Here is a 14,860-nt window from a genome sequence, read left to right on the forward strand (position 1 = left end):
CCGCCGTGCCGAGGCGCCGCGAGACCGCACGGGCCCGCGCGGGACCGGGGACCCGGGCCCGCCGCCGGCGCGGACGGCGAGGCCGCCGCGTGCGGAACGTCCGGCGGGACCGCCCGGTTGCTGTCCACTATGGCCAACTCGGCGCTCCTTTTTTGGGGACCGGAGCAGAGCGTCCCTCCAGGGCAGGGCGATAGCCTGACCACGTGATCAGTGTGGTGACCGCGGAAGGCAGTGCCGCCTCCGCTCCGAGCCGCCCGTGCGACAGCGCCCGGGCCGTCACCGATCACGCTTCCCACCGGCATGACGCCCCGCTCCGGCGGACACTGAGTGAGTCGGCGTCACGCTTTCACCACCTTGACGTCACGCAACGGCGCGCGACAGGAGCCAGACGACATGCAGACCAAGCTGGACGAAGAGAAGGCCGAACTGCTCGAACGAGCCGCACGGGTGGCTGAGCAGAGCCCGGCCGGAGCCCACCCGGTTCCGGGTCTGGACTCCGGGACGCTCGGCCCGTACCTCCAGCGCTACTACCTGCACACCGCACCCGAGGACCTCCTCGACCGCGACCCGGTCGACGTCTACGGGGCCGCGGTCTCCCACCTCCGGCTGGCGCAGGAGCGGCCCCAGGGCACCGCGAACGTCCGCGTCCACACGCCGTCGGTCGAGGAGAACGGCTGGACCTGCACCCACACCGTCGTCGAGATCGTCACCGACGACATGCCCTTCCTGGTGGACTCGGTCACCAACGAGCTGACCCGGCAGGACCGCGGCATCCACCTGGTGGTCCACCCCCAGGTGGTCGTCCGCCGCGACGTCACCGGCAGGCTGCTGGAGGTGCTGGACACCAGCCCCGACCCGCAACTGCCGGACGCCGGGGGCCGGGACGACCTTCCGCACGACGCGGCGGTGGAGTCCTGGATCCATGTCGAGATCGACCGCGAGACCGAGCACGACGCCCTGCGGGGAATCGCCGCAGATCTGCGGCGGGTGCTGTCCGACGTCCGCGAGGCGGTCGAGGACTGGCAGAAGATGCGGGCCGCGGCCCTGCGGATCGCCGACGGGCTGCCCGACGAGCCGATCGCGGACGACGTGCCCGAGCAGGAGGTCGAGGAGGCCCGCGAGCTGCTGCGCTGGCTCGCCTCCGACCACTTCACCTTCCTCGGCTACCGCGAGTACGAGCTGACCTCCGAGGCCGGCGCCGACGGTGCCGAGGAGCTGCTGCTCACCGCCGTCCCCGGCACCGGGCTGGGCATCCTGCGCTCCGACCCGCGCCAGGACGGCGACGGCGGCGACGGCGGTGAGGACGGGGACCAGGCGCACGGCGGCTCCCCCGCCTTCAACCGGCTCACCGCGGGCGTCCGCGCCAAGGCCCGCGAGCACCGGCTGCTGGTGCTCACCAAGGCCAACAGCCGCGCCACCGTCCACCGCCCCTCGTACCTGGACTACATCGGGGTGAAGAAGTTCGACGAGGCGGGCAACGTGGTGGGCGAGCGCCGCTTCCTCGGCCTGTTCTCGTCGGCCGCCTACACCGAGTCGGTGCGCCGTGTGCCCGTCATCCGGCGCAAGGTCGAGGAGGTCATCGCCTCCTCCGGCTTCACCCCCGACAGCCACGACGGCCGCGACCTGCTCCAGATCCTGGAGACCTACCCGCGCGACGAGCTCTTCCAGATCCCGGCCGGCGAGCTCCGCGGCATCGTCACCTCCGTGCTGTACCTCCAGGAGCGCCGCAAGCTCCGGCTCTACCTGCGCCAGGACGAGTACGGCCGGTACTACTCCGCGCTGGTCTACCTCCCGCGCGACCGCTACACCACCGCCGTGCGGCTGCGGCTGATCGACATCCTCCTGGAGGAACTGGGCGGCACCAGCGTCGACTTCACCGCCTGGAACACCGAGTCGGTCCTGGCGCGGCTCCACTTCGTCATCCGCGTCCCGCAGGGCACGGACCTGGCCGAGCCGACCGACGCCGACGTCGAACGCATCGAGTCCCGGCTCGCCGACGCCGCGCGCTCCTGGGACGACGGCTTCTCCGAGGCGCTGGTCGCCGAGGTGGGCGAGGAGCAGGCCTCCCGGCTGGCGCACCGCTACGCCCACGCCTTCCCCGAGGGCTACAAGGCGGACTTCCCGCCCCGCGCGGCCGTCGCCGACCTCCAGCACCTCAGGAGGCTGGAGAGCGGGGAGGACGTCAGCGACTTCGCGCTCAGCCTGTACGAGCCGGTCGGGGCGGCCGCCGGGGAGCGCCGCTTCAAGATCTACCGAACCGGTGAGCCGGTCTCCCTCTCCGCGGTGCTGCCGATCCTCCAGGCGCTGGGCGTCGAGGTCGTCGACGAGCGCCCCTACGAGCTGCGCTGCGCCGACCGCTCCCGGGCGTGGATCTACGACTTCGGGCTGCGCGTGCCCGCGGGGCAGGCGCAGAACCTGGACGGCGACGCCCGCGAGCGCTTCCAGGAGGCATTCGCCGCCGTCTGGCGCGGTGACGCGGAGAGCGACGGCTTCAACGCGCTGGTGCTCTCCGCCGGTCTGACGTGGCGTCAGGCGATGGTGCTGCGCGCCTACGCCAAGTACCTGCGGCAGGCCGGTTCACCCTTCAGCCAGGACTACATGGAGGACACCCTCCGCCGGAATGTCCACACCACCCGGCTGCTGGTCAACCTCTTCGAGGCCAGGCTCTCCCCGGAGCGCGCGAGCGCGGGCCACGAGCTGACCGACGGGCTGCTGGAGGAGCTGGACGGGGCGCTGGACCAGGTCGCCTCGCTGGACGAGGACCGCATCCTGCGTTCGTTCCTCACCCTCATCAGGGCCACCCTGCGCACGAACTACTTCCAGCCCCGCGACGAGTCCGGGCGCCCGCACGCCTACGTGTCGATGAAGTTCGACCCGCGGGCCATCCCGGACCTGCCCGCGCCCCGCCCGGCGTACGAGATCTGGGTGTACTCGCCGCGCGTGGAGGGCGTGCACCTGCGGTTCGGCAAGGTCGCCCGCGGCGGTCTGCGCTGGTCCGACCGGCGGGAGGACTTCCGCACCGAGATCCTCGGCCTGGTGAAGGCCCAGGAGGTCAAGAACACGGTGATCGTGCCGGTGGGCGCCAAGGGCGGCTTCGTCGGCAAGCGGCTGCCCGACCCCTCGGTGGACCGCGACGCGTGGCTGGCCGAGGGCATCGCCTGCTACAAGACCTTCATCTCCGGGATGCTCGACATCACCGACAACCTCGTGGGCGGCAAGGTCGTGCCGCCCAAGGACGTGGTGCGGCACGACGGCGACGACACCTATCTGGTCGTCGCGGCGGACAAGGGCACCGCGAGCTTCTCCGACATCGCCAACGAGGTCGCCACCGCCTACGGCTTCTGGCTCGGTGACGCCTTCGCCTCCGGCGGTTCGGCCGGATACGACCACAAGGCCATGGGCATCACCGCCCGCGGCGCCTGGGAGTCGGTCAAGCGGCACTTCCGCGAGCTGGGCCACGACACCCAGACCGAGGACTTCACGGTCGTCGGCATCGGCGACATGTCCGGTGACGTGTTCGGCAACGGGATGCTGCTCAGCGAGCACATCAGGCTGGTGGCCGCCTTCGACCACCGCCACATCTTCCTCGACCCGGACCCGGACCCGGCCGTCTCCTACGCCGAGCGCCGCCGCCTGTTCGAGCTGCCGCGGTCGTCCTGGGCGGACTACGACACCTCGCTGCTGTCGCCCGGCGGCGGAATCCACCCCCGCAGCGCCAAGTCCATCCCCGTCAACGCGCACGTGCGCGAGGCGCTGGGCATCGAGGACGGCGTCACCAAGATGACCCCGGCCGAGCTGATGAAGGCCATCCTCAGGGCGCCGGTGGACCTGCTGTGGAACGGCGGCATCGGCACCTATGTGAAGGCGTCCACCGAGACCCACGCCGACGTCGGCGACAAGGCCAACGACGCGATCCGCGTGGACGGCCGGGACCTGCGGGCCAAGGTCGTCGGCGAGGGCGGCAACCTGGGCCTCACCCAGCTGGGCCGGATCGAGTTCGCGATGAAGGGCGGGCGGGTCAACACCGACGCCATCGACAACAGCGCGGGCGTGAACTCCTCCGACCTGGAGGTGAACATCAAGATCCTGCTCAACTCGGTGGTCGCCGACGGCGACATGACCGTCAAGCAGCGCAACGCCCTGCTCTCCGAGATGACCGACGAGGTCGCCGAGCTGGTGCTGCGCAACAACTACGCGCAGAACGTCGCGCTGGCCAACGGGATGCAGCAGGCGTCCGGCCTCCTCCACGCCCACCAGCGGTTCATGCGGACCCTGGGCCGCGCGGGCAGGCTGGACCGGGAGCTGGAGTTCCTGCCCACCGACCGGCAGGTCCGCGAGCGGCTGACGCACGGCCGCGGCCTCACCCAGCCCGAGCTGGCGGTCCTCCTCGCATACGCCAAGATCGCCCTCTCCGAGGAGCTGGCGGACACCGGCCTGCCGGACGACCCGTACCTCCAGCGGCTGGCGCACGCGTACTTCCCGAGCGCGCTGCGCGAGCGCTTCCCCGAGCGGGTCGAGGGCCATGCGCTGCGCCGGGAGATCATCACGACCGTCCTGGTCAACGACACGGTCAACACCGGCGGGTCGACCCTGGTGCACCGGATGAAGGAGGAGTCCGGGGCGTCGGCGGAGGAGATCGTCCGGGCGCACGTCGCGGCCCGGGAGATCTTCGGCCTGGCCCGCGTCTGGGACGAGGTGGAGGGGCTGGACAACGCGGTCGCCGCCGAGGTCCAGACCCGCATCCGGCTGCACGCCCGGCGGCTGGTCGAGCGCGGCACCCGCTGGCTGCTGAACAACCGGCCGCAGCCGCTGAGGATCGCCGAGACCGTCGAGGTCTTCCGGGACCGGGTGGAGGTGGTCTGGTCCGAGCTGCCCAAGCTGCTCAGGGGCACCGACCTGGAGTGGTTCCAGAGCGTCGAGGACGAGCTGACCGCCGCCGGCGTCCCCGGCGACCTGGCGCTGCGGGTGGCGGGCTTCTCCTCCGCCTTCCCCGCCCTGGACGTGGTGGCCGTCGCCGACCGCACCGGCCGGGAGCTGCTGGACGTCGCCGAGGTGTACTACGACCTGGCCGACCGGCTGGGCATCACCGAGCTCCAGGACCGGGTGAGCGAGCTGCCGCGGGCCGACCGCTGGCAGTCCATGGCCCGCGCGGCGATCCGCGAGGACCTCTACGCCGCCCACCAGCTCCTCACGGCGGACGTGCTGGCCGCCGGGGACGGCGGCGCCACCCCCGACCAGCGCTTCACGGCCTGGGAGGAGAAGAACGCCGCCGTGCTGGGCCGGGCCCGCGCCACCCTGGAGGAGATCCGCAGGTCCGAGACGTTCGACCTGGCGAACCTCTCGGTGGCCATGCGGACGATGCGCACGCTGCTGCGCAGCAACCGCTGAGACGCGCGGAAGGACACGGGGGAGGGGCGGCCGTCCGGCCGCCCCTCCCCCGCGCGCAACCGCTCACACGGGCGGGCTCACTTCACCGCGCCCGCCATCACGCCCGAGACGAACTGCCGCTGGAAGGCGAAGAACACCACGAGCGGGATCACCATCGAGACGAACGCGCCGGAGGCGAGGACGTCGATGTTGTTGCCGAACTGGCGCACCTGCTGCTGGAGGGCGACCGTGATCGGCGGGTTGCCGGAGTCGGCGAAGATCAGCGCCACCAGCATGTCGTTCCACACCCACAGGAACTGGAAGATGCCCAGTGAGGCGATCGCCGGTCCGCCCAGCGGCATGACGACGCGTGTGAACAGCCGCATCTCGCCCGCGCCGTCCAGCCGGGCCGCCTCCAGCAGTTCGCGCGGGATCTCCGCGAAGAAGTTCCGCAGCAGGAAGATCGCGAACGGCAGCCCGAACGCGGTGTGGAAGAGCACCACGCCGATGGTGGTCTCGAAGATGCCCAGCGAGTTGAACAGCTTCGCCACGGGGATCAGCGCGACCTGCACCGGCACCACCAGCAGCCCGACCACCGCCAGGAACCACCAGTCGCGGCCGGGGAAGTCCAGCCAGGCGAAGGCGTAGCCGGCCAGTGCGCCGATGACCACGACCAGCACCGTGGAGGGGACGGTGATGAGCAGGGTGGTCAGCAGGGAGCCGGTGATCGCGTCGTTCTCCAGCAGAGCCTGGTAGTTGGACGCGGTCAGCTGCGACCAGTCGCCCAGCGCCGTCCACCAGCCGGAGGAGGCGATGTCGGAGCGGTCGCGGAAGGACGAGATCAGCAGCCCGGTGGTCGGCAGCAGCCACAGCAGGGCGATCACGACCAGGCCGAAACGCACCGCCCAGTGGCCGGTCAGGGACGCGATCCGCGTGCCGAGCGGCCGCCGGGCCCGTCCCTCCTCCTTCCTCACGGGGGCCGGAGCGGGTGCGGGGGTGGGGCCGGAAGTGGCCTTGGAGAGAGTGCTCACCGTCGGTTCTCCCTCCTCAGACGCCGGATGTTGAAGATCATCACCGGCACCACCAGCAGCAGCAACAGCACCGCGATGGCGCTGCCCGCGCCGTGGTCGGCGTCCGCGCCGAAGGACGTGAGGTACAGCTGGAGGGCCAGCACGTTCGCGTCGGACTGGGTGGCGCCCGGGGCGATGATGTAGACGAGGTCGAAGATCTTCAGCACGTTGATCATCAGGGTGACGAGGACGACCGCGAGCACGGGCGCCAGCACCGGCACCGTGATCCTGCGGAAGACCTGCCACTCGTTCGCGCCGTCCACCCGCGCGGCCTCCAGCAGTTCGCGCGGCACGCCCGCCAGGCCGGCCGCGATCAGCACCATCGCGAAGCCCGCCCACATCCACACGTAGGAGGCGATGATGGCCGGGGTGACCAGGGACGGGCCGAGCCAGCCGATGCCGTTGTAGGCCTCGGTGAAGTTCGAGGCGGGCAGCCGCAGCCGTGCGCCGTCCGCCTCGGCGGGAAGGGTGTAGACGCCGTCCTCGCCGGTGGTGGCGGTGGCGACGACCTTCCCGTCCTTCACCGCCTCGACGGTGATGCCGGCCAGGGCCTTCTCGCCCGGGTCGACGGCGTTCGGTTTCCCGCCGCCGCCCTTGGTGAAGTCCATCCAGACCGTGCCGGTGACCGTGCCGTCGCCGGCGGGTTCGGCGGCCCTGGCCCCGGCGGCGTCGGCGAGGTCCTGCGGCGGCACGCCGACCAGCGGCAGGTTGGCCGGCCCGGTGGCGTCCACCGCGGCGGCGGTGGCGTAGGAGCCGCCTCCGGCCTCCTCGATGCCGGAGTCGGGACGGGGCCGGGCGCCGGGCCAGGCGGAGGCCTCGTTGAAGGTGTCGTGGATGCCCACCCAGACGGCGTTGGCCACGCCGCGGTCCGGGTCCTGCTCGTACACCAGGCGGAAGATGATGCCCGCGGCCAGCATCGAGATGGCCATGGGCATGAAGATGACCAGTTTGAACGCCGTGCCCCAGCGCACCCGTTCGGTCAGCACCGCGAAGATCAGGCCCAGTGCGGTGCAGACGGTCGGGGCGACGACCACCCAGACCGCGTTGTTCTTGATCGCGGTCAGGGTGCCGCCGTCGGTGAACAGCTCGACGTAGTTGCCCAGGCCGACGAAGCCGGTGCCGGACGCGTCGAAGAGGCTGCGGTAGACCGAGTAGACGATGGGGTAGACGACCAGCGCGCCCAGCAGCACCAGCGCGGGCAGCAGGAAGCAGGCGGCCAGCCAGGGGCGGGTGCGGACGACGGAGGCCCGGCGCGGAGTCTCGGGGACGGACGGGCCCGGCAGGCCTGGGGCCGCCGGGCCGCCCGCTGTGGCGGTCGACATGGCAGTCGCTCCGTCCCGCGTCAGTCGCCGTACGCCTTGGCCGCGGCGGCCTCCAGCTCGCGCTGGGCGCCCTCCACGTCCTCGGGGTCGGCCAGGAAGTCCTGGAGCGCCTTCCACTCGCCCTCGCCCTTGGTGCCGCCGAAGGAGGCCGGCGCCTGGTCGGACATGTCGAAGCGGAAGTCGTCGCCCGCGGCGATCAGCGCCTCGGCGATGTCGCGCTGCACCTCGTCGGGGTAGGCGGAGGTGTCCAGCTCCTTGTTGGGGGAGATGAAGCCGCCCTGCTCGGCCCAGATCGCCGCGGCGTCGGTGGAGGCCAGGAAGGTGAGCAGGGCGTGGGCGCCCTTGCCGTCCTTCAGCGCCACCGCCGCGTCGCCGGCGCTGACCACGGGGGCCTTGTCACCGACCGCCGGGAAGGGGAAGACCTTGGCGTCCTCGCCGATCTTCGCCTCGGTGTCGGCGATGTTGACGGCGACGAAGTCGCCCTCGTAGACCATCGCGGCCTTCGGGGCCTGGGGGTCGGCGAAGACCTGGGTGACGGACTTGGGGAACTCCGTCCGCAGCGCGCCGCTGTTGCCGCCCGCGAGCAGCCGCTTCTCGCCGAACAGCTCGCCGAGGGTGGTCAGGGCCTCCTTGACGGAGGGGTCGGTCCACTTGATCTCGTGCCTGGCGAGCCGGTCGTACTTCTCGGGGCCCGCCTGGGAGAGGTAGATGTTCTCGAACCAGTCGGTGAGCGTCCAGCCGTCCGCGCCGCCGACCGAGACCGGCTGGACGCCGGAGTCGGAGATCGTCCGGGCGGTCTCGAGGAACTCGTCCCAGGTCTTGGGCTCGCTCACGCCCGCGTTCTCGAAGGCGGTGGTGTTGTACCAGACCAGGGACTTGTTGGCGGCCTTGAAGTAGACGCCGTACTGCTCGCCCTCGTGGGCGCCGAGGTCCCGCCAGCCCTGGGAGAAGTTCTTGTCGAGCTGTTCGCGGGTGGCGTCGTCGAGCGGCTTGAGCCAGCCCTTCTCGGCGAACTGCTTGAGCACGCCGACCTGGGGCAGCATCGCCACGTCCGGCGGCGCGCCGCCCTCGATCTTGGAGCCGAGGAAGGTGGCCACGTTGTCGCCGGTCGGCACGAGGTCGACCTCCGCGCCCGTGCGCTTCTCGAACTCCTCCAGGACCTTGCCGAACCTCTTCTGCTCCTCACCGGTCCAGACCGCGGCGACCTGGAGGCTCTCCCCGTCCAGCTTGGGGAGGTCGACGGTGGGTTTCCGGCTCTGGGTGCTCTTCCCGGGCCCCTTGTCGCCGTCCCCGTCTCCGCTCCCCCCGCCGCAGGCCGCGGTGAGGGAGAGAGCCAGTGCCGCGACCAGTGCGGCGCCCGCTCTCGCGGCCCGCGATCGAGTTGCATGGACAGAAGTGCGCATTGCTCACCGTCCCCAACTGTGGGCGCCGGCCGGTGGTCGGCCGGCCGTGCCGTACGTCCCGTGTGATCAGTCCTACGCCCCGACACCTTGCCGGGCAATAGCGGTTTACGTGTCAACCCGCTGTTCGTGACCGTGTCGTGATCCTCGGGTTTCCCAACTCCCTTTCTAGTTAAGTGCTTTGGCCGGTGTCACAGGGTTTCCCGGGGTGTCCCGGAGCCGTTCGGCGCGCCGCCGTCACAGGAGCGGCGGGGCGGCCGCGGCGCCGGCCTCGCGCGCGGCGCGCTCGATCGCGCTGGCCAGCAGCGCCAGATCGGTGGGCCCGTTGCCGAGTTCGCGGACGGGCCTGCGGGCGGGCGGGTCACCGGCCCGGGCCCAGTCCAGGGGGACCACCGTCGGCCGCAGGGTCGCGGTCCTCGGTATACGGCCCGTCACCCGGCCCGTCTGGAAGGCGGTCGACGAGCCGTCGGGCAGGTGCAGCACACCGCGCCCGGGCTGCGGCCCGCCGTCGGGGTCGTCGGAGCCCAGCGACACCCGCAGCGCCGCCCCCCGGTCCGCAGCGGTCCGTGCCGTGCGGTCCGGGCGGCCGGTGGCGGCCACCAGGTGCATCCCCAGCCGGGCGCCGTCCCGCGCCACGGCCTCCAGCGCCCGGACCACCGAACCGGCCGCGGGACGGCCGGGGTTGCCCAGGGCGGGATCGACCAGCGTGTCGAAGTCGTCGACGAGGACCACCAGACGCGGCAGCGGTCCGGAAGCGGCCGGCGCCGGGGCCTGGCCGCGGGCCCGGAGCTTGAGGGCGCCGAGACCGGTCTCGGACCGCGGGGCCGGGCCCGTCCCGCCCGTGGGGAGGCCGTCGCCGGCCCGGCGCTGCGCGACCACCCGGGCGACGGCGCCGGCGGCGACGGCCCGCCGGGCCTCCAGCGCCGCGTGCGCCTCGTAGGAGTGGTCGCCGAGCAGCTCCGCGCGGCGCTTCAGCTCGCCGCTGAGGGCCTGGGCGAACTCCCGCATCCGCACCGGGTCGCCGGCGGCCAGGTACGTCGAGGCGTGCGGCAGGTCGCCGCAGATCCGCAGGCCGTCCCCGTCGCCGTCCACGAGGACCAGGGAGAGCCGGTCGGGGCGCTCCCCGGCGGCCAGCGAGGCGGCCAGCGAGCGCAGCAGTTCCGTCTTGCCCGTCCCGGCCGCGCCGCTGACCAGCACGGGGCCGCCGGCCGCCACCAGGTCCGCGCTCACCGGGCCGCGCGGCCCGGCGCCGAGGACCGCGCCGGCCCGCGGTCCGGCCGGCGCCGGGGGAGCGGCCGGGTCCCCCGGATCGGTCCAGCGGGCCAGCAGCGCGGCGGGCGTGGCCCGGGCCAGGCCCAGTTCCTCCAGGAGGCGGGAGCTCGCCGGCAGCGGTGCGGGACGGGCCGACGCCGCGCCGCCGCCCTCGTCCGCCTCGCGCAGCGGGGCCAGCGCCCGCGCCAGGCGCTCGGCCCAGGCGTCCGAGACGCCGTCCACGGTCGCCACGGGGGCGTCGGCCGGGTCCGCGCCGCGGCGCACCACCCGGACCGCCGTGGCGACGTCGCCGCTGAGCAGGCCGGTGGTGCCGCAGAGCCGGAAGGCGGGGGAGGCGGCGGCCGCGGCCTCCAGGGTGACGGCGAGCGGGGAGGCGGGGGTGGCGGCCGGGGTCTCGGCCAGGCACAGCAGGTGGACGCCGGCGGTCGGCCCGTGGGCCGCCAGCCGCTCCACGGCCTCGCGCAGCTCGGCCGTTCCGGGGTCGCCGTCGACCACGGCGACCGTCAGGGGGCCGGTGCCCGGATCCCGCTGCTCCGGCCGCTCGTCCAGCAGCCGGAGCAGCTCCCCGGTGCGGGCGGCGGCCTGCTCGTGGTCGTAGGCCAGCAGCAGGCGGCAGTCCTGGCCGCGGGCCGGCCGCAGGTGCGGCAGCCAGCCGAGCCAGGACCAGTCCGCGTGCGCCCGGTCCGGGGCCAGCAGCACGATCTCCAGGCTGCCGGGTCCGTGGAGGGCGGCGAGCTGGGCGAGCACCGAGCGCGCCAGCGGCAGCAGCCGGGCCCGGGGGCCCGCCAGCCCCAGCGAACCGGACTCCCGCAGGCCGACGGTGACCGGGGCGACGCCCCCGCCCGCGCGGCGGGTGGTGCCGAGACGGACGGCCAGCGCGTCGGGGTGGCCCGGGCCGCGCTCCCACAGCCGGGGGCCCGGCCCCAGCGCGGTGAGCAGGATCTCCGACGGGTCGGGCCACCGCTCGTCGTCCGGCGGCGCCGCGGCGGACGACGGGGCGGCCGGCCACGCCGTCCCCGCCCGGTCGTCCCCCTCCGTCCGGCCTCCGGTGAGCCACCGCGTCCAGGCGCCCAGACCGCCGCGCCCGCGCCGCTCGCCCGGAGCCCCGCCGCGCGGCCGGACGACCCCGGCGCCGTGGGTGCCCCCGCCGCCGGGGAAGGGGTGGTGGCCGGTGTGCCCGTGCCCGGTCTCCCCGGGCGTCCCGCCGCGGCCGGGCACGTACGGGGTGGCCGGCCCGTCCGGCGCGGCGGGGAGCGTCGCACGGCCCAGCCCGGCGACCGTTCCGCCGGCGGGCGCCTGGGGCCGGGCGGGACGCAGGGGGGAGGCGCCCGTCCCGGCCGTGGTGGCCGTGTCCGGGGCGATCCGCAGCCGGCCCTCGCCGTCCGGGACGGTGGGCAGGGCGGACGGTGCGGACGGTGCGCCCGGTGCGCCGTCCGCGCCGGGCTCGGCCCGCAGCCGCACGGCGGACTCGCCCAGCCGCAGCGTCGCGCCCGGCGGGAGGGGGACGGGACGGTCGTGGACGGGGACGCCGTCCACCGTCGTGCCGTTGGTGGAGGCCAGGTCGGTGACGGTCACCTCGCCGGTGTCGGCCACGGTGACCAGGCAGTGCAGCCGGGAGACGTCCGGGTCGTCCAGCGGCACGTCGGCCTCGGCGGAGCGGCCCACGCGCACCTGCCCGCCCCGCAGCAGGTGGACGCCGCCCGCGTCCGGCCCGGCGACCACGTGCAGCCGGGCGCGGGTGCCGGCGGGCGCCGGGCCGTGGCCCCAGGGGGCGGCAGGCCCGTACAGGGAGACCACCGCGCCGTCCACCAGCGGCGGAACCCCGAGGATCTGGCGCGCCGGGTCCAGCCGCTGGGCTCCGGCGAACACCGGCACCGCGTCCCCGGAGCCGGCGGCGGGGGCGACGCCGGCCGAGGCGGCGGTGGCCGCGAGGGCGCCGGTCACGGCGGAGAGGGCGGTACCGGGAGGGGCGGTCACCAGCACGTCGCACCCGCTCGCGGTCTGTTCCGCGGAGCCGCCCCGCGGCCCGAGGACAGTCAGCCGGATCTGCATCGACATCGGCCCCTTCAGTCCTGTGATGCTGGGTGCATCCTCGCACCGTCCACTGTCACCGCGCCCGCGGTCCCCGATCGAATGATCTTGATTGGTCGGCTGTGCTCGCAAATGTGGCCGGTAATTGCCTGTCCGCTGAGCGTTTCCCTCCGATGCGGACCGCTGCCCGGTGGCCGCCGTGGGGCAACCGCCCACCGGTGCGGTGCGTCCCAGACGGAGGACGGCGGAACGGCCCGGAGGACGCCGGGGAGCGGCGGGGAACGGAACCGGAACGGCCGGAATGCGGAGAAAGGGCGGAGAAAGGACGGAGGCGGGGGAGGAACCGGGAGAAGACGGGAAGGGGTCCGGCACCGGGCGAACCGGCCCCGTCCGGTGCGTCCCGGCCCGTAGGACCTCCTTCCCCTCGGCATTACAGTGGGCCGACGGGGCGCCCGCCGGGGGCGCCCGGGAGCACCGATCACGACCAGGGAGCGCAGACGTGCGGCCGGTAGGCAGCAAGTACCTGCTCGAAGAGCCGCTCGGACGCGGCGCGACGGGCACCGTCTGGCGTGCGCGTCAGAGGGAAGCGGCGGGCGCCGAGGCGGCCGTGGCCGGGCATCCCGGCGAGACGGTCGCGATCAAGGTGCTCAAGGAGGAGCTGGCGCACGATCCGGACGTGGTGATGCGCTTCCTGCGCGAGCGCTCCGTCCTGCTCCGACTCACCCACCCCAACATCGTCCGCACCCGCGACCTGGTGGTCGAGGGCGACCTGCTCGCCCTCGTCATGGACCTGATCGACGGGCCGGACCTCCACCGCTACCTGCGCGAGAACGGGCCCCTCTCACCGGTCGCCGCCGCGCTGCTGACCGCCCAGATCGCCGACGCGCTGGCCGCCAGCCACGCCGACGGGATCGTCCACCGGGATCTGAAACCGGCCAACGTGCTGCTCGCCGGGTCCGAGGACGATCCGGCGGGTCTGCGCCCGATGCTCACCGACTTCGGCATCGCGCGCCTCGCCGACTCCCCGGGGCTGACCCGCACCCACGAGTTCGTCGGCACCCCGGCGTACGTGGCGCCCGAGTCCGCCGAGGGACGGCCGCAGACCTCCGCGGTGGACATCTACGGCGCGGGCATCCTGCTGTACGAGCTGGTCACCGGCAGACCGCCGTTCGGCGGCGGCACCTCCCTGGAGGTCATCCAGCGGCATCTGACCGAGGAGCCGCAGCGCCCCGGCAACGTGCCCCTGCCGCTGTGGACGGTCATCGAGCGCTGTCTGCGCAAGAACCCCGACGAGCGGCCCGGCGCGGAGAACCTCGCCCGCGCCCTGCGGACGGTCGCCGCGGGCGTCGGGGTGCACGCCACGCCCGAGCAGGCCGAGGCGGCGATGGGCGTCGCCGCGCTGCTGGGCCCCGACCCGTCGCCCGCCCCGGTGCCCGGGGGGCCGCAGGGCCCGGCCGTCCCGCCCGGCGCGTCGGACCCCACCCAGGTGCTGCCGGCGTCGGGCGGTCCCGGGGGCGGCCCCGCGCACGATCCCGAGGCCGCCACCAGCGTCCTGCCGCAGACGGGCGGCCCGGGGCAGGGAGGGGGCCGGGGCGGTTCCGACGCCGACGCCACCCGTGTCCTGCCGCCCGTGCCGGGCGGCCCGCCCGGACAGGGCGACGGGCCGCGGCCGGAGGACCCGCACCCCTGGCAGAACCAGTTGCGCGCCGCGCGGGACCGCAACGAGCAGACCCAGTTCCAGCCGCTCGACCCGGAGCTGGACCCGCTGCGCCGCCGTCCCCGGCGCCGCCCGGCCCCGCAGCCCCAGCAGCCTCCCCAGCCCCCGCGGCAGCAGCCGCAGCCGACACCCCAGCCGGCGCCCCAGCCGCGCCGGCGGCAGGCGCAACCGCAGCAGCAGCCGTACACGCCCGCCCCGCCCCGGCGGCCCGAGCCGCAGCCGCAGCGGTACGAGCCCCCGCGCCCGTCCGCGCCCCAGCGCGCCCCCCGGCAGCCGCGGCAGCGCAGCTCCAGCCCCATGCGCATCCCCGGGCTCGGCTGCCTCAAGGGCTGCCTGTTCATGGTGCTGATCGTCGTCCTGGTCTGCGTCCTGGTGTGGAACTTCACGCCGCTGCCCGAGTGGTGGGACCAGGGCAGGCAGTTCTGGGAGGACACCAAGGCCTGGTTCGACGACGCCTGGACGTGGCTGGAGAACCTGGTGGGCGCCGGCCAGGAGGCCGCCGACAACGTCAAGGACGTCCAGAACGACATCCAGGACGTGCAGGACGGCATCCAGGACGTGCAGGACAACCTGCCGGACGTCCCGGGCGGCAACGGCTGAGCCGGCGGCCGGGACGGCGGGCAGGGCGACGGCAGGGCGGCGACTCAGGCGCTTTGTCGACTTTCGGGCCCGGATTTCCGC

6 protein-coding genes are annotated in these 14,860 nt (G+C 74.1%); 2 read left to right on the top strand and 4 right to left on the bottom strand.

What is annotated here, in order from left to right:
* Positions 1 to 393: 393 nt before the first annotated feature.
* Positions 394 to 5,388, top strand: coding sequence for an NAD-glutamate dehydrogenase (locus ABD358_RS11255; protein ID WP_344630789.1), 4,995 nt, complete (start codon positions 394 to 396; stop codon positions 5,386 to 5,388).
* 77 nt (positions 5,389 to 5,465) lie between these two features.
* Here ABD358_RS11255 and ABD358_RS11260 read toward each other — a convergent pair whose 3' ends face one another.
* The 4 genes from ABD358_RS11260 to ABD358_RS11275 all read right to left on the bottom strand — a co-directional run bounded on the left by ABD358_RS11260 (position 5,466) and on the right by ABD358_RS11275 (position 12,483).
* Positions 5,466 to 6,398, bottom strand: coding sequence for a carbohydrate ABC transporter permease (locus ABD358_RS11260; protein WP_425576300.1), 933 nt, complete (start codon positions 6,396 to 6,398; stop codon positions 5,466 to 5,468).
* Complete coding sequence (locus ABD358_RS11265) at positions 6,395 to 7,759, bottom strand: ABC transporter permease (RefSeq protein ID WP_344630790.1); 1,365 nt, start codon at positions 7,757 to 7,759, stop codon at positions 6,395 to 6,397. The genes ABD358_RS11260 and ABD358_RS11265 overlap by 4 nt, the downstream gene beginning before the upstream one ends.
* A gap of 20 nt (positions 7,760 to 7,779) precedes the next feature.
* Positions 7,780 to 9,162 carry an ABC transporter substrate-binding protein gene (locus tag ABD358_RS11270; protein ID WP_344630791.1) on the bottom strand — a complete coding sequence of 461 codons (1,383 nt, stop codon included), beginning with the start codon at positions 9,160 to 9,162 and terminating at the stop codon, positions 7,780 to 7,782.
* 234 nt (positions 9,163 to 9,396) lie between these two features.
* On the bottom strand, positions 9,397 to 12,483 hold the full coding sequence (locus tag ABD358_RS11275; RefSeq protein ID WP_344630912.1) for an FtsK/SpoIIIE domain-containing protein: 3,087 nt from the start codon (positions 12,481 to 12,483) through the stop codon (positions 9,397 to 9,399).
* 478 nt (positions 12,484 to 12,961) lie between these two features.
* Between ABD358_RS11275 and ABD358_RS11280 the strand changes: the two genes are divergently transcribed.
* Positions 12,962 to 14,779: a serine/threonine-protein kinase gene (locus tag ABD358_RS11280; protein WP_344630792.1), complete on the top strand. Its 1,818-nt coding sequence runs from the start codon at positions 12,962 to 12,964 to the stop codon at positions 14,777 to 14,779.
* Positions 14,780 to 14,860 lie beyond the last annotated feature (81 nt).

This window comes from Streptomyces glaucosporus, from assembly GCF_039533345.1.
In the GTDB taxonomy this organism is placed as follows: Bacteria; Actinomycetota; Actinomycetes; order Streptomycetales; family Streptomycetaceae; genus Streptomyces; species Streptomyces glaucosporus.

What these genes read in the sequence shown, in the direction of transcription:
- ABD358_RS11265 (WP_344630790.1), bottom strand. Translation starts at nt 7,759, where the DNA reads ATGTCGACCGCCACAGCGGGCGGCCCGGCGGCCCCAGGCCTGCCGGGC.
- ABD358_RS11275 (WP_344630912.1), bottom strand. Translation starts at nt 12,483, where the DNA reads ATGCAGATCCGGCTGACTGTCCTCGGGCCGCGGGGCGGCTCCGCGGAA.
- ABD358_RS11255 (WP_344630789.1), top strand. Translation starts at nt 394, where the DNA reads ATGCAGACCAAGCTGGACGAAGAGAAGGCCGAACTGCTCGAACGAGCC.
- ABD358_RS11270 (WP_344630791.1), bottom strand. Translation starts at nt 9,162, where the DNA reads ATGCGCACTTCTGTCCATGCAACTCGATCGCGGGCCGCGAGAGCGGGC.